18 protein-coding genes are annotated in these 19,787 nt (G+C 72.9%); 10 read left to right on the top strand and 8 right to left on the bottom strand.

Annotated features, from left to right (window positions below; translation table 11 throughout):
• Positions 1-24 precede the first annotated feature (24 nt).
• The 3 genes from O7615_RS33240 to O7615_RS33230 all read right to left on the bottom strand — a co-directional run bounded on the left by O7615_RS33240 (position 25) and on the right by O7615_RS33230 (position 3,382).
• Positions 25-1,518 carry a bifunctional cytidylyltransferase/SDR family oxidoreductase gene (locus O7615_RS33240; RefSeq protein ID WP_278181750.1) on the bottom strand — a complete coding sequence of 498 codons (1,494 nt, stop codon included), beginning with the start codon at positions 1,516-1,518 and terminating at the stop codon, positions 25-27.
• Between the two features lie 153 nt (positions 1,519-1,671).
• The gene (locus O7615_RS33235; protein ID WP_278181749.1) at positions 1,672-2,472 is read right to left on the bottom strand and encodes an ABC transporter ATP-binding protein; all 801 of its coding nucleotides are present in this window, start codon (positions 2,470-2,472) and stop codon (positions 1,672-1,674) included.
• A 10-nt stretch (positions 2,473-2,482) separates the two neighbouring features.
• Positions 2,483-3,382 carry an ABC transporter permease gene (locus O7615_RS33230; protein ID WP_278181748.1) on the bottom strand — a complete coding sequence of 300 codons (900 nt, stop codon included), beginning with the start codon at positions 3,380-3,382 and terminating at the stop codon, positions 2,483-2,485.
• A 218-nt stretch (positions 3,383-3,600) separates the two neighbouring features.
• Between O7615_RS33230 and O7615_RS33225 the strand changes: the two genes are divergently transcribed.
• The 9 genes from O7615_RS33225 to O7615_RS33185 all read left to right on the top strand — a co-directional run bounded on the left by O7615_RS33225 (position 3,601) and on the right by O7615_RS33185 (position 13,616).
• Positions 3,601-4,200, top strand: coding sequence for a TetR/AcrR family transcriptional regulator (locus O7615_RS33225; RefSeq protein ID WP_278181747.1), 600 nt, complete (start codon positions 3,601-3,603; stop codon positions 4,198-4,200).
• A gap of 202 nt (positions 4,201-4,402) precedes the next feature.
• Entirely contained in the window at positions 4,403-6,781 is a 2,379-nt protein-coding gene (locus O7615_RS33220) for a DUF6077 domain-containing protein (protein ID WP_278181746.1), read from the top strand.
• A gap of 208 nt (positions 6,782-6,989) precedes the next feature.
• Entirely contained in the window at positions 6,990-8,747 is a 1,758-nt protein-coding gene (locus tag O7615_RS33215; RefSeq protein WP_278181745.1) for a CDP-glycerol glycerophosphotransferase family protein, read from the top strand.
• Between the two features lie 170 nt (positions 8,748-8,917).
• On the top strand, positions 8,918-9,229 hold the full coding sequence (locus O7615_RS33210; protein ID WP_278181744.1) for a hypothetical protein: 312 nt from the start codon (positions 8,918-8,920) through the stop codon (positions 9,227-9,229).
• Between the two features lie 84 nt (positions 9,230-9,313).
• Positions 9,314-9,970, top strand: coding sequence for a response regulator transcription factor (locus tag O7615_RS33205; protein WP_278181743.1), 657 nt, complete (start codon positions 9,314-9,316; stop codon positions 9,968-9,970).
• 10 nt (positions 9,971-9,980) lie between these two features.
• Positions 9,981-11,408 carry a HAMP domain-containing sensor histidine kinase gene (locus O7615_RS33200; RefSeq protein ID WP_278181742.1) on the top strand — a complete coding sequence of 476 codons (1,428 nt, stop codon included), beginning with the start codon at positions 9,981-9,983 and terminating at the stop codon, positions 11,406-11,408.
• A gap of 185 nt (positions 11,409-11,593) precedes the next feature.
• Positions 11,594-12,478, top strand: a complete 885-nt coding sequence (locus tag O7615_RS33195; RefSeq protein WP_278182325.1) for an ABC transporter ATP-binding protein — start codon at positions 11,594-11,596, stop codon at positions 12,476-12,478.
• Positions 12,478-13,341, top strand: a complete 864-nt coding sequence (locus tag O7615_RS33190) for an ABC transporter permease (protein WP_278181741.1) — start codon at positions 12,478-12,480, stop codon at positions 13,339-13,341. Before O7615_RS33195 ends, O7615_RS33190 begins: the two co-directional genes overlap by 1 nt.
• An 11-nt stretch (positions 13,342-13,352) precedes the next feature.
• Entirely contained in the window at positions 13,353-13,616 is a 264-nt protein-coding gene (locus tag O7615_RS33185; RefSeq protein WP_278181740.1) for a helix-turn-helix transcriptional regulator, read from the top strand.
• Positions 13,617-13,629: 13 nt separating this feature from the next.
• Here O7615_RS33185 and O7615_RS33180 read toward each other — a convergent pair whose 3' ends face one another.
• The 4 genes from O7615_RS33180 to O7615_RS33165 all read right to left on the bottom strand — a co-directional run bounded on the left by O7615_RS33180 (position 13,630) and on the right by O7615_RS33165 (position 17,975).
• Positions 13,630-14,592, bottom strand: coding sequence for a TAXI family TRAP transporter solute-binding subunit (locus O7615_RS33180; RefSeq protein ID WP_278181738.1), 963 nt, complete (start codon positions 14,590-14,592; stop codon positions 13,630-13,632).
• Between the two features lie 71 nt (positions 14,593-14,663).
• Positions 14,664-15,338, bottom strand: coding sequence for a hypothetical protein (locus O7615_RS33175; protein WP_278182324.1), 675 nt, complete (start codon positions 15,336-15,338; stop codon positions 14,664-14,666).
• A gap of 149 nt (positions 15,339-15,487) precedes the next feature.
• Positions 15,488-16,282 carry a peroxide stress protein YaaA gene (yaaA, locus tag O7615_RS33170; protein ID WP_278181737.1) on the bottom strand — a complete coding sequence of 265 codons (795 nt, stop codon included), beginning with the start codon at positions 16,280-16,282 and terminating at the stop codon, positions 15,488-15,490.
• A 67-nt stretch (positions 16,283-16,349) separates the two neighbouring features.
• The gene (locus O7615_RS33165; protein ID WP_278181736.1) at positions 16,350-17,975 is read right to left on the bottom strand and encodes a hypothetical protein; all 1,626 of its coding nucleotides are present in this window, start codon (positions 17,973-17,975) and stop codon (positions 16,350-16,352) included.
• A gap of 116 nt (positions 17,976-18,091) precedes the next feature.
• On the opposite strand from O7615_RS33165, the gene O7615_RS33160 reads away from it, so the two are divergent.
• Positions 18,092-19,132 (top strand): phosphatase domain-containing protein, encoded by a 1,041-nt coding sequence (locus tag O7615_RS33160; protein WP_278181735.1) that lies wholly within the window; start codon positions 18,092-18,094, stop codon positions 19,130-19,132.
• Between the two features lie 126 nt (positions 19,133-19,258).
• On the opposite strand, the gene O7615_RS33155 is transcribed toward O7615_RS33160, so the two are convergent.
• On the bottom strand, positions 19,259-19,684 hold the full coding sequence (locus O7615_RS33155; RefSeq protein ID WP_278181734.1) for a hypothetical protein: 426 nt from the start codon (positions 19,682-19,684) through the stop codon (positions 19,259-19,261).
• Positions 19,685-19,787 lie beyond the last annotated feature (103 nt).

Genomic DNA, 19,787 nt, shown 5'->3' with positions numbered 1-19,787 from the left:
TGTCGCCTTCGCGGTCGTGGGTGGTCAGCCGACGGGAGCCGCGCTGGCCGACCGGTCGGTCTGCGTGGGCACCGCGACGGCCGGCGCCTCGCCCGGCGGCCGGCGTACGTCGATCACCTGGCCGGTGAGATCCGAGATCAGCACGTCCAGCGAGGCCTGGGCGACGGTCTCGGCGGCGAGCAGGGTGTGCTCCGGCTCCGCGCCGAATGCCTTGGTACGCATCGGCGTGGCGGTGCGTTCCGGGTTGATGACGTTGACCCGTACGCCGAACTCCGCCCACTCGTCGGAGAGCGCCTGGGTGAGGTTGACCAGGGCGGCCTTGGTGGCCGAGTAGAGCGCGTAGTCCGCCCGCCCGCGGGTGTACGAGCTGGAGGTGTAGAGCAGCAGCTGGCCCTTGGTGTGCTGGAGGTAGGGCAGGGACTGCCGGGCGACGGTCACCGGGCCGACGAAGTTGACCTGCAGGACCCGGTCGATGGTCTCCTGGGCCATCTCCGCGAGGGCGCCCTTCTCCAGGATCCCGGCGGTGACCACGACGTGGTCGATCCGGCCGGTGGCGTCGAAGGCGGTCTTCAGCGCGGCCGCGACGTCCTCGGGGCGTTCCACGTGGGTGCCGGTGCTGGAGCGGCTGAACGCGAAGACCTGGGCGCCGTGGCGGCGGGCCAGCTCCGCCAGGTCGTGGCCGATGCCGTAACTGCCGCCGAAGACGACGATCGTGCGGCCGGAGACCTCCTCGCTGTAGGCGCGGTGGTCGGTCAGCCGGGGCACCTGGGCGGCGGCCAGCTGGAACAGCTTGTCGGCCAGGTGCACGTCGACGGGGTGGGTGACCTTGATGTTCTCGTCGGAGCCGTCGATCACCTTGATCGGGGTCTCGGGCAGGTAGCGCAGCACCACACCACAGTCGTCGGTGGCGGCGAAGTCGGGGTCGCCCTCGGCCCGGCGGTACGCCTCCCGGATGGTGCCGGAGCGGAAGGCCTGCGGGGTCTGACCCCGGCGCAGCGCGGACCGGACGGGGATGTCGGTGATGCACTCGTTCTCGTCGACCTGGATGATCGTGTCGGCCGACGGAATGGCCACGTCGACCGCCGAGTACGTCCACAGGGCGTTCACGCACTCCCGCACGATCCGGGCGCTGAGCAGGGGCCGCACCGCGTCGTGGAAGAGGACGTTGCAGTCGCCGGCACCGATCGCGTCCAACGCGACACGGGTGGTGGCGTTGCGGGTGTCGCCGCCCTCGATCACCTTGGTGACCTTGCGGAAGCCGGCCTTGTCGACGATCTGCTGTGCCTCGGTGACGTGCCCGGCGGCCATCAGCACGATGATCTCGTCGATCTCCGGTGCGGCCTCGAAGACGGCCAGCGTGTGCTCGATGATCGGCTTGCCGGCGATCTTCAGCAGTTGCTTGGGGATGCCGAGCCCCAGCCGGGTGCCTGTGCCGCCGGCCAGCACCACTGCCACCGTCCGTGAGGGGCGCCACGGTGCCGGGGTGGTTCCCGGGTCGGTGGTCTGGTCCTGCGTCATTGCCGGTCCTCGCTCTCGGGGGGTGCACGACTGTGGTGGGACACGTGAACGGAAGGTGCCGCCAACACGGCGACGGGATGAACCATAACGCGTGGGCCGCGCCGCCCCTAGGGGACGACGCGGCCTGGGCGACGCCGCACGTTCACATGAACTCTACTTGCCGTTGGTGAACGCCTCGTAGGCCCTCAGCACCTCGGGGGTGGGACCATCCAGCCGGATCTCGCCCGATTCAAGCCAGATTGTCCGTTCGCACGTGTCCCGTACGGAGGAGAGTTGGTGGCTGACCAGGAACACCGTGCCGGCGCTCTCCCGCAGCTCGCGTACCCGCTGCTCGCTCCGCTTGCGGAACGCCTTGTCGCCGGTGGCGAGGGCCTCGTCGATCAGCAGCACGTCGTGCTGCTTGGCCGCGGCGATGGAGAAGCGCAGGCGGGCCGACATGCCGGAGGAGTACGTGCGCATCGGGAGCGACGCGAAGTCGCCACGCTGGTTGATCCCGGAGAACTCGATGATCTCGGGTAGCTTGCGCTGCACCTCGGCCGGGGACATGCCCATCGCCAGGCAACCGAGCGTGACGTTGCGCTCGCCGGGCAGGTCGTTGAGCAGTGCGGCGTTCACCCCGAGCAGCGAGGGCTGGCCCTGGGTGTAGACCGTGCCGCGCTCCACCGGCAGCAGCCCGGCGATCGCCCGCAGCAGGGTCGACTTGCCGGAGCCATTGGTGCCGATCAGCCCGATCGCCTCCCCGCGGTACGCGGTGAAGGTGACCCCCCGCACCGCGTGCACCTCGCGGACGTTCGGCGTGGAGGTGCGGGTGACCATCCGCCGGAGCGCGGCCACCGGGCTGGTGTTGCCGGCGGAGCCGCGGTGCACCCGGTAGACGACGTGTGCGTCGTCCACCACCACGGTCGGGATCCGCTCCTGGATCCGGGGAATGGTCACCGTTACATCATTGGACATCTCAAGATGATCAACCACGGCCGTACTCCTGTTCGCCGCGCCAGAAGTAGAGGTAGCCCCCGATACCCGCGACGACCGCCCAGCCGATCGCGACCAGCCAGGTCAGGAGCAGGGAGTCGTTGAGCAGGTGCGTGTTCTCCAGCAGGGCGACGCGGGCCAGCTCGATGTAGACCAGCATGGGGTTGAACTGCACCACGGCGGTGGCCCAGCCCGGCAGGTTCTCGGCGAACAGGTTGACGCTGTAGAGCACGCCGGAGCCGTACATCCAGGCTCGCAGGATGAAGGGCATGACCTGCTTCAGGTCGGTGGCCTTGGCGCCCAGCCGGGCCACCGCCATGGTCAGCCCGGCCGTGAAGACCGTCTGCAGCAGCAGCGCCGGCACCAGCATCAGCCACATCAGGGTGATCGGTTCGCCGGTGGCCACCACGATGCCGAGCAGCACCACCATCGAGCCGAGCAGCTGCTGGAACTGGGTGGCGGTGATGGCCAGCGGCAGGCTGGCCCGGGGGAAGTGCAGGGCGCGGATCAGGCCGAGGTTGCCGCTGATCGCCTGGGTGCCGTGCTGCACGCTGGTCTGGGTGAAGTTGAAGATGAACAGCCCGGTGGTGAGGTAGGCGATGAAGTTGTCCATCCCTCGGTCCTGTTCGAGCACCAGACCGAAGATCAGGTAGTAGACCGCCGCGTTGGTCAGCGGGGTGAGCACCTGCCACAGCTGCCCGAGCCGGGCGTTGCTGAACGAGGCGGTCAGCTTGGCATGGGCGTACGCGGAGATGAAGAACCGGTAGCGCCACAGTTGGCCGCTGTAGCGGCCGATCGAAGGCCGCTGGCCGGCCACCCGTAACCCGTGTCGGGCGGCCAGTTGGGCCGGGGTGAGGCCGGAGTCGGGGTCGGCCAGCGCGGTGTTGGCCATGGGGATGGGCGCTCCGATCTGTCGTGCCGGGCGTGATGTTCGCGACGAGAGAATCTAGCGTGGTCGGTCGGTGGAGCGCGGCCCCGCCGCTGGCTGGACAGTAGTCCGAAAGACGTCGGGACGCAACCGTAGCGTCGTTGCGGTACATTGTTCCTCGTGACAGCCGAGACGAGCCCCAGGTGACGACCGGGAAGAGGCGCGCACCCGCTGGTGCGGCGGTGCTCCGTGGAGAGATCACCACGGCCATCCGCCGCGCACTCATGCAGGAACTCGCCGCGGTCGGCTACGGCCGGCTCTCCATCGAGGCGGTGGCCCGCCGGGCCGGCGTCAGCAAGACCGCGATCTATCGCCGGTGGAACTCGAAGCTCGACCTCGTGCTGGACGTGGTCGCCGCCGCCGCGGGCGCTCGGCTGCCCGCGCTGGACACCGGCAGCCTCCGCGGCGACCTGACGCTGCTGTTCCAGGTGGTGGCGCACGCGCTGCGGCACCCGCTGGCCTCGCAGATCATCCCCGACCTGCTGGCCGAGGCGGCCCGCAACCCGACCATCGACGAGACCCTCCAGCGCGTGCTGCGGGCCCGGCAGCAGGAGATCGTCGGCCGGCTGATCAGCCGGGCGGTGCAGCGTGGCGACCTGCCCACCACCACCGACCCGGACGTGGCGGTCGACCTGATCGTCGGCCCGCTGTACTGGCGGCTCGCCGTCGCCCGCACGCCCGTCACCGACAGCTATCTGGAGGCCCTGGTCGAGTCGGTGACACTCGGGCTCGGCGCCCTGGACGCGCTGCCCCGGCAGCGGGTGGCGCCCGCCACTGATTGAGCGACAACGACCCTGGGTACGGCTGGTCGGATCGGCCGCCGGCAGGCCGGGACCGGAACGCCGTCGCCCGGCGCGTCGGCTCGATCCGGCGGCCCGGGGACGACTACTACTCTCGGTGTGGTTCGCGGCCGGGGGTCGCCGCGCGTGTGAGGCGCGTGCCCCGGCCACGCCCGCCCGTACGACGACAAGGACGCCCGTGTCGATGACCGACGAGACCGTCGACGTTGCCGCACCCCCGCCGGCGGCGGCCGGCGAGGCGACGGACCCCGCCCCCGGCGTTGCCCGCCGGGTCCGCGCGGTGCCCCTGCGCGTCGGGGCGGGCATTGCCGCGATCCCCGCCGTGCTGACCGACGGCGCCGTGCTGGCGTTCGCGCTCTGGACGCTGCTCTACCACGCCGCCCTGCCGCTGGGCCTCGCTCCGTCACTGACGCTGCGGATCTGGCTGGTGGCCGGACCGGCGCTGGCCCTGCTGACCGTGCTGATCCGGCTCACCCTACGGTGGCGCCGCCGCGGCAGCACCGCCCAGGTCCCGGCGTCCGGCCCCGACGACCGGGCCGGCATGACGGCCGGGGCGGTGCGCGACCCCGGGGTCGGCCCGGCGGCGGGCGAGGCAGGCGAGACGGAACCGGCCACCGGGCCCGACCGACCGGCCAGGCAAGCCACGACGGACGACGTCGTGCCGGTCCCGGCGGACGGACTCGCCTCGGTCCCGGCGGATGAACCTGCGCCGGCCTGGGCGGACGGATCTGAGCCGGCCCCGGCGGATGGACCTGCGCCGAACACGGCGGGCCGCGCCGGCCGGATGCCGGCCGTCCAGCGCTGGTGCACGGCGCTGGTCCTGCTGGTCGGCGCCGGCGCGGCGATCACCGCCGGCCTGGCGGGCACGCCGGCCGGCGACGGGCTGTCCTGGTGGGTACCGGCCTCGGCCGGGGCCGTGGCGGCCGTCGGCGCGGTGCTGTTGACCTGGCGCACCTGGCGGGTCAGCCCGCCGACCCGGCCGCCGGCACCGACCGCCTGGCAGTCGGGGTACGCGCTACTGATCGCCGGCGTGGCCGCCGTCGCCTCGCTCTACCTCGCCCGCAGCACCCCGGACGACATCTACTACGTGGGCCGGTCGGTGTGGGTGGCGGAGCGGGACACCGTTCCGCTCAACGACTTCCTGTTCAGTGAGAACGTCCTTCCGGCGATGGCCTCGCAACCGCCGATCGCCAGCATCGAGGTCCTCGCCGGCGCGCTCGCCCGTTTCCTCGGCCTCCCCGCCGCCTCGGCGACCTGGTACGTGTTGCTGCCGATCATGGCCGTGCTCGCCGTGCTGGCGCTCTGGCGGCTGGTGCAGCGCTGGGCGCCCCGGCGTCCCGTGCTCGCCTTCACCGTGGCCGTCGCCTTCCTGGCGCTGGTCTGCGGCCCGGATGCCGCCCTGGGCACCTTCCACCTGCCCCGGCTCTACCAGGGCAAGGGCATGTTCGTCTCGGCGGTGGTGCCGCTGATGTGGCTCTACCTGACCCGCTGGTTCGACGACCGGTCCCGGCGCGGCCTGGTGTTGATCGTCGCGTTGTCGATCACCGCGATCGGGCTCACCACCACCGCCGCGATCATCCTGCCGCTGCTGGTCGGCGGGGCCGCCCTGATGATGCTGCTGGTGGGGCGCTGGAAGTCGGCGCTGGCCGCCGGCGTCGCCGCGCTGGCGTACCCGGTCGGGGCGGTGGTCGTCACCCAACTGCTCCTCGGCTCGGCCAGTGAGGCCGCTGCGGATGTCAACGTCCACAGTGCCGCACAGACCTACCAGCGTACGTTCGAGATCGGCATCGTGGGCGTGATTGGCGGCCTCGCCCTGTGGTTCGGTCCGCTGCTGGCCCGCCGCCGCACCCCGGCGCTGCTCGCGGCCGGGGGCGCCCTCGTGCTGAGCGTGTTGTTGCTGCCCGGGGTGCTGGAGTGGCTCGGGGCGCTCACCGGCATCTCGGTGGTGCTCTGGCGGGTGCCGTGGCTGCTCGCCCTGCCGGCGCTGATCGGGTTGCTCTGCACCGTCTGGCTGCCCACCCGGCTGCGCAGCGTGCGGGCAGTGGTCGGCCTGGTGCTGGCCGGGGCGATGGTGGCCTCGTTCGCGATCTATGCCACCCCGATGTGGTCCGAGCGCAGCTGGGTGCAGGTGCACGGCGAGCCCGCCTGGAAGGTCCCCCCGCAGCGGCTGGGCATCGCAGAGTGGATCAGGACCCTGGATCGCCCGGATGGGCTCGTGCTCGCCCCGGCGACCGTCATGCGGGCCACACCGGTGATCACCAGCTGGGTGCGGGTGGTCCTCCCGCGCGACTTCTACCTCATCGAGTACGACATCAACTCGCAGTTCTCCCAGGATCGGTTGCTGCTGACCCGGTTCGCCGACGGCGGCCCGACCGAGGGCCGGCCGACCCGCGACCAGGTGGCCGGGGCGCTGGAGCGGCTGGACGTGGGAACGATCTGCGTCTACAGCGGTAACCGCTTCGCCCGCCGGACCGCCGCGCGGCTGGGCTACACCGAATTCGCCGAGCGCCCCGCCCCCGTTTCCGGCCAGCCCGGCGCCGTGACCTGCCTGCGCCGCACCTGAAGCCGCAGGTGGAGAACGCCGCGTCCGATCCTCCGGGCGATTTCCGCCCGGTCGGGGTGGCTGTCCGGTTAGGCGCCGGACGGGTTTGGGGGAAGATGCTGTATACCCGAGCGTTGTCCCGGCGACGATTCGCGTTAAGGTCGCAGCTACGCTGGCGGCCGTCGAGGCGCATCCAGCCGGCCATCGATCTCGTTAGGGAGCGTACTCGTTGTTCGGCACGTTGACTTCACGCGTCGGGGTCGCCGCGCGTGGCGCCCTGCTGGTGACGTCCTATCTGGTCCTGCTCGCCGCCGCCGCGCTCGGCTGGGTCGGCCTCTTCGCGGTCGCCGGGCTGGCGGCGGTCCTGGGGGAGTTCGCCGTCGAGCGGTGGTCACCGGCCACCGCGACGCTGCTCCAGAAGGTCGGCATCAACCGCGTCTACCGGCAGTTGAGCCGCGACCTGTCGGTCGTGCTGCTGGTGGTCGCCGAGGTGCCGCTGGCCGGCCGGGAACCGACCCTGCTGCTCCTGCTGCCGGCTGCGGTGTGGGTGATCGCCGTCTTCGCCGGCGCGTTCAACCGGATGATCGATCGGCGCAACCCGCTCTCGGTGCTGGTACGCAACATCGACCTGGGGCCGATGGCCGCCGCTCCCCGTCCGCCACAGTGGGCCGCCGACGTCGCCGGTGACCGGTTGCCGTGGTCGAACGTGCTGCTCATCCCCGCGGCGGTGGTCGCGGCCGTGGCCGGCGAGGTGGCGCCCGTCTACGTGGCCGGTGTGGTGGCCGTCGGGCTGGCTGCGGTGGTCGGCGGCATCGTCACGCTGACCTGGCTGCGCGGGCGGGGCAGCGGGCAGAGTCCGCAGCTGCCCGCGCTGCAACGCTGGTTGGACGGCGACCGCCCGGAGGTGGCGCTGTACTTCGCGGGGCCGGCGAAGGACGTCTACCAGGCGAACATGTGGCTGGCCCCGATCGAGGCGCTCGGGCGGCGCGCGGTGGTGCTGATGCGCAGCAAGGAGGCGTTCCACGAGCTGTCCGACACCCGGTTGCCGGTGATCTGTGTGCCGGCCGCGCCGGAGTTCATGAACCTCACCAAGAGCAGCATCCGGACGACCCTGTACGCGGCGAACGTCGGCCCGAACATCCACATGCTGCGCGAGCCCGGCATGAAGCATGTCTTCGTGGGCCACGGAGACAGCGACAAGGCGGCCAGCGTGAATCCGTACAGCAAGGTCTACGACGAGGTCTGGGTCGCCGGCCCGGCCGGACGGGAGCGGTACGCTCGGGCCGGGGTGGGCGTACTCGACGCCGACATCGTGGAGATCGGCCGCCCGCAGTTGGCCGGCGTGCACACCTTCGGCTCCGAGTATGTCGAGCGCCCCTTCACCGTGCTGTACGCGCCCACCTGGGAGGGCTGGCTCGACGACGACCCGTACCACACCTCGCTCGTGCTGATGGGGGAGCGGATCGTCACCGGCCTGCTCGCGGTCCGGCCGGCGGTGCGGCTCATCTACAAGCCGCACCCGCTGACCGGCAGCCGGTCCAAGCAGGCCAAGGCGGTGCACGACCGGATCGTGGAGCGGATCCGCGCCGCCGGCGGTGACGTCGACGCGACCACCCTGGACGGTCCCGCGCACCGGGTCGTCACCGGGCGGGTGCCCGCGCTGTTCGACTGCTTCAACCAGACCGACCTGCTGGTCAGCGACGTGTCCAGTGTGGTCTCCGACTTCGTGCAGAGCCAGCGGCCGTACGTGGTGGCCAATCCGTCCGGGCTGCCCGAGGACGAGTTCCGGCGATCCTTCCCGACCTCTCGGGCGGCGTACCTGCTCGCCACCGACTGCGGGGAGTTGGAGAAGATCGTCGCGGTGACCCGGGCGGGCGACGACCCGATGACCGAGGCCCGCCGGGATCTGAAGACCTACCTGCTCGGTCCGGCCGAGGCCAACCCGATGGACCGGTTCGCCGAGGAGATCGGTCGGCTCTGCCGCTGACGCCATACGGGCGCGCCCGCGACGACGTGGTCGTCCGGTCGCGTCACCGTCTGGGCGCGTCGTCGTCCGGCCAGGCGCCGGGGTCGGGGGCCGTTTTGTCCCGTACCGGCCCGGTCCGCCGCCCCCGGCGGGCATGCTCGATAGGAGGCCTGCCGGACAGGGGGATGGGCATGGAGAGCTATCACGAGGACTGGACCGACAGCCAGCGCGCGCTCTACGACGAGTGCTATCGCGCCGGCGCCGACTGGGCCGACGATCCCGACACGCCGTCCGAGGACGTGCAGCACGTGATCAACCTGGCGGAGGCCGACGACGACACCCTCGCCGACGCCGAGATCGACTTTCCGCCGCTGGTCGACGCGGTCACCGAGGCCACCGGTGAGGTCGTCGCCACCGTCCCGGCGAGCCACGACGACCCCGCCTTCAAGGGGTTCGTGGACGGGGTGCGGGACAGCACCTCCGACGAGGTCTTCGGGCTCTGAGCCCGGCCGGGAGGATCCCGGGCCTGTCACCCCGGCCGCCGGTCTGCCACCATCTAGCCGAGCAGACCGAACGGGGGAGGCCGGGTGCGCATCCTGCTGGTCGAGGACGACCGTCGGGTGGCCGCTGCGCTGTCGTCCGCCCTGAACCGGCGCGGGTACGAGGTGGAGCACGCCGCCACCGTCGCCGCCGCCCTCTCCGCCGCCCCGTGCGACCTGGTGCTGCTCGACCTGACCCTGCCCGACGGCGACGGCACCGACCTGTGCCGGCAGCTGCGCCGGCGCAGCAGCCAACTCGGCATCATCGCGGTGACCGCCCGCGGGGAGGAGCGCGACCGGGTGCTCGGCCTGCGGCTCGGCGCGGACGACTACGTGGTCAAGCCCTTCTCGATGGTGGAGTTGCAGGCCCGCATCGAGGCGGTGCTCCGGCGGGCCGCGCACGCCGCGCCGGAGCGCAACCTGATCGCGGTCGGGCCGGTTCGCATCGACGTGGCCGCCCGCACCGTCACGGTGGCTGGGCGGGCGGTCTCGCTGACCCGCAAGGAGTTCGACGTCCTGCTCTCGTTGGCCCGGCAACCCGGGGTCGCGGTGCCCCGCGACCGGATCCTGCTCGACGCCTGGGGCACCACCTTCGCCGATCGGCACACCGTCGAGGTGCACGTCGGCTCGCTGCGCGGCAAGCTCGGCGACCCGCGCCTGGTGGAGACCGTACGCGGCGTCGGCTACCGGCTCCGGGGCGAGTGAGGGGCGCGCGGTGCGACGGCGTCTGGTGATCAGCTACCTGCTGCTGATGGTGCTGGTGCTGGTGGCCTTGGGCACGCCGCTGGCGGCCACCCTGGCCACCCGGGAGACCGACCGGGTCCGTGCCGATCGGCTGGCCGACGCCACCCGGTTCGCCTCGCTGGCCGGGCCGGTGCTGCGGGACGGCACGACCGGCCCGCTCCACAGCGAGCTGCACAGCTACGACGAGCTGTACGGCATCGGGGCGGCGGTGGTCGACCGGGATCGGCAGGAGGTGATGGCGTCGGTGAGCTGGCAATGGGCCGGCGGCGCCCAGGCGGCGCTGGAGATCGCGCTCTCCGGCCAGCAGGCCAGCGCTCCCGACTCGGTCTGGCCCTGGGTCGAGGGGCCGATCGTGGTGGCGGTGCCGATCAACGACGGCGGCGAGGTGCTCGGTGCGGTGGTCATCGCCACCCCGACCGAAGGGGTCCGTCGCACGGTCGCCACCTGGTGGCTGCTGCTCGCCGGGCTGGGGCTGCTCGCCATGCTGGCCTGCGTGCTCACCGCGTTCGGGCTGGCCGGCTGGGTGCTGCGCCCGGTCACCGAGCTGGACGCGGTCACCCACGAGATCGCCGAGGGCGACCGCGGTGCCCGCGTGCAGCACCGGCTCGGGCCGCCGGAGCTGCGCCGCCTGGCGGCGAGCTTCAACCACATGGCCGACGTCGTCTCCGACGTGATGGACCGGCAGCGCGCCTTCGTCGCGCACGCCAGCCACCAGCTACGCAATCCGTTGACCGCGCTGCGGCTGCGGGTGGAGGAGCTGGGGCCGAGCGTGACCGACGAGCCGGGTCGCGCCGAGCACCGGTTGGCGCTGGAGGAGACCGACCGACTCGCGCTGCTGCTCGACGCGCTGCTCACCCTGGCCCGCGCGGAACGTCGGGAGAACCAGCGGGTCACCGTCGACGCGACGGCCGCGGCCGCGTCCCGGGTCGCGGCCTGGGAGCCGCTGGCCCGCCACCGGTCGGTCACGCTGCGCCTGGCCGCCGACCCCGGCCCGGTGTACGCCCGGACCGTGCCGACCGCGATCGACCAGGCGCTCGACGCGTTGATCGACAACGCGGTGAAGTTCAGCGGGGCGGGCGGTGCGGTGACGGTGACCGTCGCCGCCCGCGACGGCGGGACCGAGCTGGAGGTACGCGACACCGGCCCGGGGATGACCCGCAGCCAGCTCGGCCGGGCCACCGAACGGTTCTGGCGTGCGCCGGAGGTGCAGAACGTCGATGGTGCCGGGCTGGGGCTGACGATCACCGCCGTGCTGGTCGACGCCTCCGACGGCCGGCTCACCATGCAGCCGAACTCGCCGCGCGGCCTGGTCGCCACGCTCTGGTTCCCCGCACCGGCCGGGGCCGCCGACCAGCCCGCCCTCGTCGAGCCGGTACCGCCCGCACCCGCCGTGGCCTGACCACCGTTCCAGTGCCCAAGCCGAGTACACACTTGCGACGGAATGTAGTACGAGTGCTATCGTCTGGCGCAGAGATGATACGGGGAGGTAGTGGGTCCATGGCTGTTGACGCCGGGGTGCAAACTCCGACCGATCCGGGTCCGCCGGCCGACCGGCCGGTCACCCTGGACGTGCACGACCTGCGGATGCGATACGGGTCCACCGACGTGCTGACCGGCGTGTCCTTCACCGCCCGACGTGGTGAGGTGCTGGTGCTGCTCGGCCCGAACGGTGCCGGCAAGACGACCACCATCGAGATCCTGGAGGGCTTCCGGATGCGTTCCGGTGGCCGGGCCGACGTGCTGGGGGTGGACCCGGCGCACGGCGACGAGCGGTGGCGTGCCCGTCTCGGCGTGGTGCTCCAGTCCTGGCGCGACCACAGCCGGTGGCGAGTACGGGAGCTGCTGGCCCACATCGGCTCCTTCTATACGCCGTACTCGACGGATCGGGTCCGCCGGCCGTGGGACGTCGACGAACTCGTCGACGCGGTCGGCCTGACCGAGCACGCGCACAAGAAGGTCGGGCAGCTCTCCGGTGGTCAGCGCCGCCGGGTCGACGTGGCGATCGGCATCGTCGGCCGACCCGAGGTGCTCTTCCTCGACGAGCCGACCGCCGGGTTCGATCCGGCCGCCCGGCGCGAGTTCCACGACCTGGTGCACCGGCTCACCGACATCGACGACACCACCATCCTGCTCACCACCCACGACCTCGACGAGGCGGAGAAGCTGGCCGACCGGATCCTCATCCTGGCCGGTGGTCGGATCATCGCCAGCGGCTCCGCCGACGAGTTGTCCCGGCGAATCTCCGTCGACGCCGAGGTGCGGTGGAGCCGGGGCAACGAACGGTTCGTGCACTCCACCAGCGACGCGACCGGGTTCGTCCGGGAACTGTTCGCGCAGCACGGCGAGGAGATCGCCGACCTTGAGGTACGGCGGGCCAGTCTGGAGGACACCTACATGGCGCTGGTCCGCGAGTACGAGTCCGGGAGCGCCGACCGCGCGGCCCGCGCGTTCGAGGAGGTGGCAGCCTGATGAATCCCTCAGTCAACCCGCTGCTCGTGGCGGCCCGCGCGGGTCTGGCCCGCGGTCGGATCGAGCTGCGGCACAGCTTCACCAACGTGGAGACCCTGTGGGGCTATTTCTTCCCCACCGTCGTCCTGCTGGTGGTGATGTTCTTCCTGCGCGGCGCGCAGGTGCCGGGCACGGACTTCTCCCTGGGCGCGCAGACCCTGCCCGGCACCCTCGGGATGACGGTGGCGTTCGGCGGGCTGGTCAGCGTGGCGTCGATCCTCACCATCGAACGGGAGGACGGCACCCTGCTGCGGGCCAAGGCCACCCCCAACGGGATGCTCGGCTACCTGATCAGCAAGATCACCCTGGTCTCCGGGATGACGTCGGTCAGCGTCGTTCTGCTGCTCGTACCGGGGATGTTCCTCTTCGACGGGCTGATGTCGGGCAGCGTCGGCGCCTGGGTGACGCTGATCTGGGTGCTGCTGATCGGCATGGTGGCGACCATGCCGATCGGGGCGGTCTTCGGGTCGCTGCTGTCCAACCCCCGCAACCTGGGGCTGATCATGCTGCCGATGATGGGACTCATCGCCACCTCCGGGATCTTCTACCCGATCACCGCCCTGCCCGGTTGGTTGCAGGGGGTCGCGCAGGTCTTCCCGATCTACTGGCTCGGCCTCGGCATGCGCTCGGCGCTGCTGCCCGACGCGATGGCCGCGGTCGAGATCGGCGAGTCGTGGCGGCACCTGGAGACGCTGCTGGTACTCGGCGGCTGGGCCGTCGCCGGGCTGGTGCTGGCGCCGGTGGTGCTGCGCCGGATGGCCCGCCGGGAATCCGGGTCGAGCGTCACCGCCCGCCGCGAGAGGGCCCTGCAGCGGGTGACGTGAGGGCAACGAACATGAGCGAACGTAGCGAGACGGTGTACAACCGCATTGCCATGCTGCGGGCGGAACGGGGCATCTCCCGCCGGCAACTGGCCGAGGCGTTGGGCGTCCACTACCAGACGATCGGCTATCTGGAGCGCGGCGAGTTCAGCCCCAGCCTGCACCTGGCGTTGCGGATCGCCCGGCACTTCGAGGTGCCGGTGGAGGTGGTGTTCTCGGCCGAGCCGTTTCCGCGGCTCGGCAACACCCCCACCGCACCCGCCGCGCGGGCCGGCTGACCGCCTCGGGCGCTCAGGGCTTGCTGTCGCGATACCAGGACGCGGCGCCCGGGTGCAGGGGCAGCGGCGAGGTGGCGATCGCCGAGCGGGGGCTCATCCGCCCGGCCGCCGGATGCGCGGCGGCCAGTTCGGAGCGACTCCCCATCAGCAGCCGGGTGATGTCGCGGACCAGCGCCTCCGGCAGGTCGGCCCGGACGATCAGATAGTTGGGGTTGGCCACGGTGGTGACCGGGTCGATGCCGTACACCGAGCGGGGGATGTCCCGCAGCACGTACACCTGCGGGTTGTCCCGGCGCAGCGTGGCGGTCCACGTGCCGAGGTCGATGATGCGGGCGGGGTTGTCCTGGGCGAACTGGGCGACGGCCCGCACCGGCAGCCCGCCGGAGAAGAAGAACGCGTCGATCCTCCCCTCCCGCAGGGCGATCACCGAGTCGTCCACGCCGAGCTGTACCCGCTGGACCTGCGTGCCGCGAAGCCCGGCCACGTCGAGCAGCCGGTCCACCGTGATCTTGGTCCCCGAGCCGGTCGCGCCGACCGACACCCGGCGCCCGCGCAGGTCGGTCAGCTCCCGCACCGGGCTGTCGGCGGTGGTGACCAGGTGCAGCAGGTCGTCGTAGACCCGGGCCACCGCCGCCACCGGCGGATCCGGCCCCGGATCGATGGGCAACACGTCGGCCTGGGTGAAGCCGAGCTCGGCCCGACCGGCGGTCAGCAGTTGTACGTTCTCCGCCGAGGCGGCGGTGACCAGCACCTCCGCCCGGACGTTGGGCAGCTCCCGGTTGAGGATGGTGGCCAGCGACTCCCCGAAGGCGTGGTAGACCGCGGTGCGGCTGCCGGTGGCGATGCGGATCAGCATCGGCTCGCCCGGATCATCGCGGCAGGCGCCGAGGCCGGGTATGGCCAGCAGCACGGTCAGCGCGAGCGCCACGCGGGCGCCACGCCGCCAGGCTCGGGCGGTGTACCGGGTACGGCTCACGGGCAGCACTGTGCGCCGCCGGACCCCTGCGGCGCAAGCCCGGGGGGCGACGGAGCACGGTCGGCCGACGGTCAGGCCACCGCGTGGTGCGCTGCCTCCTCCGCCGCGTGCCGCAGAATCCGGTCCCGGTCGGGACCGTGGGCCACGCTGACCAGGAAGCAGCCGGTGCCCGGGCGCAACAGCGCCGGCACGTCGAGCAGGGCCGCGCCGCGCACCAGCACGGCGGCGAGTTCCCGGTCGGTGATCCGCACACCGAGGATGTGCCGGCGGACGTGCCGGCCCCCCGCGAGCAGCGCCGCCCGCCAGGCGGCGGCGGCCATCCGGGTGCGCCACAGCCGGCGCGCCGTCGAGGCGCCGGGCACCGGACCGCCGAGCAACTCCCGCCGGCCACGACGCCAGCCGTTCTCCACCATCGCCGCGTACGCCGGCTGATGCTCGCGCGGAATGTGCAGCCGGTGCAGTTCGTAGCGGCGGCGTAGCCCGCCGACGGCCACCTCGTGCCGGATCGGAATGTCGAGGCGGTCGAGCAGCTGCCGCGTCCGCCGCGCCGCCTCCTCCCGGTTGAACTCGATCGTCGCCGGCCGGACGGGCTGCTGCCCGGCGTGCCGTTGACCGGGTGCCGCCGGCGGCGGCGTGCAGCGCAGCAGACAGGCCGTCTCGAACGCGTCGGCCAGCGTCGCCCAGCCCAGCGGCGTCGGCGGCAACGCGGTCGGTGGGGTGGACGGCAGCGCGGTCGGTGGCGGCAGCGCGGTCGACGGCGGACGGGACCGGTCGAGCAGGATCGGTTCGGCAACCACCGGAGGGCCTCCTCGTGGCGTCGGGTCTCCTTACGGTGACCCGTGACACCGCCCGGCGGTACGGATCCCGGCCAGCCTTGAGGAAATCTTGCGCCTGGTTACAACTCGGAAACCACCAGGTCGACCTGGCGTGGCCGGCCCGGTGGGCCGGCCTGCTCGCACACCGTGTACTTCAGGTCGCGCAGGGCGGTCACCAGCGCGCCGGCGGAGCGCGGGCGGGCACCGGCGAGCAGCAGGTCACGGACCAGCCGACCCTTCGTGGCCTTGTTGAAGTGGCTGACCACCGAGCGCACCGGCGCGCCGTCGACCTCCCGCTCGTGCAGCACCCGCACCGTCACGGTGCGCTCGGCCAGCTCACCGCGCGGCGTCCAGGCCGCGGCGTACGCCCCCGAGCGCAGGTCCAGCACCGGGCCGGTACCGGCCGCCGTGGTCAGCGCGGAACCAAGCGCCCGGCGCCACCGCGCCGGCAGGCCACCGATGCCGGGCAGCCGGGCCCCGATCGGGCAGCGGTACGGCGGGATCCGGTCGGTCGGCCGGACCGCCCCCCAGAGGCCGGAGCTGACCAGCACCTGCCGCCCGGCCGCCCGCTGTGCCGGCGGCGGCAGCGTGGCCAGGTCGAGCGCCTCGTAGAGCACGCCGGTGTAGATCCGGCCGGCGGGTGCGGTGGCGGCCTGCCGCAGTCGGGCGTTGCGTCGCAACTCGGCGTGCTGCCCGGCACCGAGACCGAGTGCGGCCAGCGCCGCCTCGGGCGGCCCGTCGCCGAGCGCGACCAGCGCGGCCAGCACCTCCTCCCGGGTCGGGTTCAGCTCCGGCAGGGAGAGCCGGGCCAGGTCCAGCCGGCGACCGGAGCCGGCGTCGGCCTTGCCCTCCGAGGGCGGCAGCAGGATGAGCATCGGGCACTCCTCGGTACGGTCCCCGGTACGCGCCACACGCCGGGTCCGGTCAGGGTACGACCCGCCCCTACCGCCACGGCCGCAGCGGCTCCGGCGGGTGGTACACGCGATAGCCGCCGACCTCGGCGAGCTGCGCCGCCCCGGCCCGGTCGCCGAGCAACTCCCGCAACCGCCGGTCCGCCGGTGCGTCGGCCGCCAGCACGTATCCGGGCCGCTGCGCGCGGGCCAGCCGCCACCAGTACGCCGGGTACCGGTTCTGTCCGGGGTGCAGGTTGTCGTCGAGCACCCCGCAGACCACCTCCTCGGCGGTGTTGAAGACCAACCGGTTGCACGTCCAGTACTCGCCGTACACCTCGCGGAGCCCGGCCGCGCGCACCGTGGCGGCCAACTCCCGGGCGTGCCGCTCCTCGGTGCGCCCGGGGGCCGCGCCGGCAGTCACGAACAGCACGGTGACCACCAGCGAGCCCGCCGCCAGCGCGACCAGCACGGCGGCGGCCAGCGCGCCGACCAGCCGGCCGGCCACGCCGACCGCACCGCGCCAGCCGGCGACCGCCGCCGTCCAGAGCGGCCACAGCACCGCCGGCAGCGACAGTTGCAGCACCGACAGGTAGCGGGCGTTGCCCAGCGGGTCGGTCGCGGCGAGCGGGCTGCGCACGTACGCCAGCAGGGTCAGCGCCGCGCCGGCGAGCAGCGCGAGGTGCACCACGGGCGCGACCCGGTCGCGGCGCCCGGTCGCCCGGCGGTACGCGACCACGGCGAGCACCGCCGCCCCGACCAGCAGCACCGGGTAGAGCAGGCCGAACCACGCCTGCCAGCGGGCGCAGCCGTCGACCGGGCAGAGCCCGGCGGCCAGCGGCACCCCCTCCAGCAGCCCGCCGCCGAGCCGTTGCGACCACGGCGGTGCGGCACCGCTCCCGCTGCTGACGGTACGCAGCACCGACAGGGAATCCTGCCCGGGCGGGGCGACGAGATTGTCGCGGATCATCGGGGCGATCCCGACGGCGAACCCGGCGACCAGCAGCGTACCGGCCCAGCCGAGCAGCTCCCGGCGCAGCGCCCAGGCCAGCGCCAGCCCGGCCGCCGCCAGGTACGGCGCGATCAGCCAGTCCGACCAGAGGGCCACCCCGGCGAGCAGGCCGAAGGCGCCGACGGCCAGCCTCCGACGGCGTACCGTGCCCCGGGCCAGCCCGACCACGACCAGCAGCATCGCCAGCACCGCGACCTTGACCTCCGGACGGCCGCCGACGGTGGTCACCTGGTCCCGGATGACCCGCTCGGAGCCGAGCGCCAGCAGCCCGACGATCGCGGTGGCGAACCAGGGCGAGCCGATCCGCCGGGTCAGCCGGTGGATCAGCCAGAGGAACAGCGCGTAGAGCACGAGCACCGGCAGCCGCAGCACCGGCCAGCTCGGGCCGGCCACCGCGATCAACGGCGCGGCCAGGTAGGACTGCGCCATGCCCATGTAGCGCTGGCCATAAAGGAAGACCGGGTGCTCCCGGCCCTGCGCGATGTGCAGGGCGGCGAGCCCGAACGTCGCCTCGTCGCTGTTGGAGACCGGCACGGTGTCCAGCACGAGGAACAGCCGGTAGCCGACCCCGGCCAGCCCGAGGAGCAGCGCGACGAGCGCTGGCCGGTCGAGCCGTGGCCGCCACCGTCCGCGCTGCTGCCCTGCTCCCGCGCCTGTTCGTGGCACGACCAATCGCCCCCGTCGCCGTCCCGACCGGAGTGTTTCACGGCCGCACGCAGGCCCGGGGCGGTTCCACGCAGCTCGCGTGGCCGAGGTCGCCGGTCTGTGGCAGGGTTGCATCCGTGCCACCCACACCCGCCGGCCAGCTGGCCGTACCGACCCTGCACCGGGCCGCGCGGTTCGAGGACGCCGTGCACGCCCTGGTCGAGCGCCGGCTGCGCCGGACCGGCTGGCGGATCAACATCATCGCGTACACCGGCTACGGCGCGCCCGGTTGGGTGCGGGTGATGTGCCGGGTGCTGCTGGGGCGGCCCGACACCCGCCAGCGGGGTCGCCTGGAGAAGGTCCGGGGCTGGCGCAGCTTCACCACCCTGCCGGCCAAGCACGTCACCGTCACCATCGAGACCGGCGGGGTGGTCCACGAGGCGCGGGCGGACCGCAGCGGCTTCATCGACACGGTGGTCGAGGCGGAGCTGCCGCCCGGCTGGGGTGCGGTGCGGCTCAGCATGCCCGACGCCGAGCCGGTCGAGGCGCCGGTACGCATCCTGGACCCGGAGGTCCGCTTCGGCATCCTCTCCGACATCGACGACACGGTCATGGTGACCGCGCTGCCCCGGCCGCTGCTCGCCGCGTGGAACACCTTCGTCCTCGACGAGCACGCCCGGGCGGCGGTGCCCGGCATGGCGGTGCTCTACGAGCGGCTGGTCACCGCCCACCCCGGCGCCCCGGTCTTCTACCTCTCCACCGGCGCGTGGAACGTCGCGCCGACGCTGACCCGGTTCCTGTCCCGGCACCTCTACCCGGCCGGGCCGCTGCTGCTGACCGACTGGGGGCCGACGCAGGACCGCTGGTTCCGCAGCGGCCGGGAGCACAAGCGAGCCACCCTGGAACGGCTGGCCAAGGAGTTCCCCGACGTGCGCTGGCTGCTCGTCGGCGACGACGGCCAGCACGACCAGGAGATCTACCGCGAGTTCGCCGCCGCCCACCCGGACAACGTCGCCGGGGTGGCGATCCGCCGCCTCTCGCCCACCCAGGCGGTGCTCGCCGGCAGCCTGCCGGCACCCGCCGGGCAGACGTCGACCGGGCCGGTGGGGCAGAAGTGGCTCTCCGCCCCCGACGGCGCCGGCCTCTGGACCCTGCTACGCGACGCCGGCCTGGTCTGAGCGCCGGGCTGGTCTGCGCTCGCGGGGCTGGTCTGCGCTCGCGGGGCTGGTCTGCGCTCGCGGGGCTGGTCTGCGCTCGCGGGGCTGGGCCGGTTGCTCGGCCCAGCCCGCCCGCGTCCAGCGGCGTCAGCCGCCCGGTGTCAGCGTGACCTCGCCGGTGCAGCCGGCGAGGTGACGACGGTCTTCGAGCTGGTCGATGACGGCCTGCCGGTTGGCGATCCGGGCCTCGGAGAGCGCGTCCGGGTTCTGCCGCTGCCCCGCGATGAAGGTCAGGTTGTTGCGTACGGCCGTGTCGAGACCGTCGCAGTTCTCCGCCGCGCCGCCGTTGAGCGCCGCGTTCGGGTCCGCGTCGGGCACCTCGACCTCACCCGTGCAGCCGGCCGCCGCGCGGCGCTGTTCGAGCTGGTCGATGACGGCCTCCCGGTTGGCGATCCGCGCCTCGGAGAGCGCGTCGGGGAAGACCAGTTGGTCGGCGATGAACGCGAGATTGTCACCCACTGCCGCGTCGAGACCGTCGCAGTTCTCGCTGGCCGAGCTGGTCCCTGTCGCCATCGCGAAGGCCACCCCCAGGGTCAACCCGATCGCCGCGATGCTCGCGATCTTCCGCTGTCGTGGTGAGGGCTCGTTCCCACCGCTCCTGGTCGTACGCCCGCTG

Origin of the sequence: Micromonospora sp. WMMD1082, from assembly GCF_029626175.1 — a bacterium.
Lineage (GTDB): Bacteria > Actinomycetota > Actinomycetes > Mycobacteriales > Micromonosporaceae > Micromonospora.
The sequence above is the reverse complement of the archived record's forward strand: the minus strand, read 5'-3'. Positions and strand labels throughout refer to the sequence as shown.

What these genes read in the sequence shown, in the direction of transcription:
- O7615_RS33240 (WP_278181750.1), bottom strand. Translation starts at nt 1,518, where the DNA reads ATGACGCAGGACCAGACCACCGACCCGGGAACCACCCCGGCACCGTGG.
- O7615_RS33235 (WP_278181749.1), bottom strand. Translation starts at nt 2,472, where the DNA reads ATGTCCAATGATGTAACGGTGACCATTCCCCGGATCCAGGAGCGGATC.
- O7615_RS33230 (WP_278181748.1), bottom strand. Translation starts at nt 3,382, where the DNA reads ATGGCCAACACCGCGCTGGCCGACCCCGACTCCGGCCTCACCCCGGCC.
- O7615_RS33220 (WP_278181746.1), top strand. Translation starts at nt 4,403, where the DNA reads ATGACCGACGAGACCGTCGACGTTGCCGCACCCCCGCCGGCGGCGGCC.
- O7615_RS33210 (WP_278181744.1), top strand. Translation starts at nt 8,918, where the DNA reads ATGGAGAGCTATCACGAGGACTGGACCGACAGCCAGCGCGCGCTCTAC.
- O7615_RS33195 (WP_278182325.1), top strand. Translation starts at nt 11,594, where the DNA reads ATGCGATACGGGTCCACCGACGTGCTGACCGGCGTGTCCTTCACCGCC.
- O7615_RS33190 (WP_278181741.1), top strand. Translation starts at nt 12,478, where the DNA reads ATGAATCCCTCAGTCAACCCGCTGCTCGTGGCGGCCCGCGCGGGTCTG.
- O7615_RS33185 (WP_278181740.1), top strand. Translation starts at nt 13,353, where the DNA reads ATGAGCGAACGTAGCGAGACGGTGTACAACCGCATTGCCATGCTGCGG.
- yaaA (WP_278181737.1), bottom strand. Translation starts at nt 16,282, where the DNA reads ATGCTCATCCTGCTGCCGCCCTCGGAGGGCAAGGCCGACGCCGGCTCC.
- O7615_RS33155 (WP_278181734.1), bottom strand. Translation starts at nt 19,684, where the DNA reads ATGGCGACAGGGACCAGCTCGGCCAGCGAGAACTGCGACGGTCTCGAC.